The organism is Finegoldia sp. P3-F-LR (genome assembly GCF_052932165.1).
Map to the genome: position 1 here is coordinate 1 of NZ_JBRFJE010000054.1, position 421 is coordinate 421.

Below are 421 nucleotides of genomic sequence, written 5' to 3' on the forward strand. Positions count from 1 at the left end.
CACCGCAGGATTTTAAGTCCTGTGCGTCTGCCAGTTCCGCCACCCCGGCATTTGGCTCCCAGGGTGGGACTCGAACCCACAGCCTATCGGTTAACAGCCGAGTGCTCCACCATTGAGCTACCTAGGAATATTACCACTCTTATGAGTGGTGTTCGCTTTTTAAAGTTTGATTACTTTTTTCGAAAATTTAATGTTTTCCATGAGCGACGCTTCGAACGAGGAAATCTTCATTTTGCTTTTTTAAAAAAGAAGATTTCTGAAGTGAGGCTGAGCGAATGGAATTATTAAATTTTTCTTTAGTAATCAAACTTTAATTTCTTTGTTTGGCGACTACCTACTCTCCCACGACGTTTCCATCGTAGTACCATCGGCGTTAAGAGGCTTAACTTCTGTGTTCGGCATGGGTACAGGTGTATCCCTC

The 421-nt window shown here is 43.7% G+C and carries 1 tRNA gene and 1 rRNA gene; both read right to left on the reverse strand.

The features are described from left to right. Positions 1-52: 52 nt before the first annotated feature. Positions 53-127, reverse strand: a tRNA-Asn gene (locus ACU68U_RS09260). Positions 128-321: 194 nt separating this feature from the next. After that, positions 322-421 (reverse strand): 5S ribosomal RNA (gene rrf, locus ACU68U_RS09265); the annotation flags it as partial.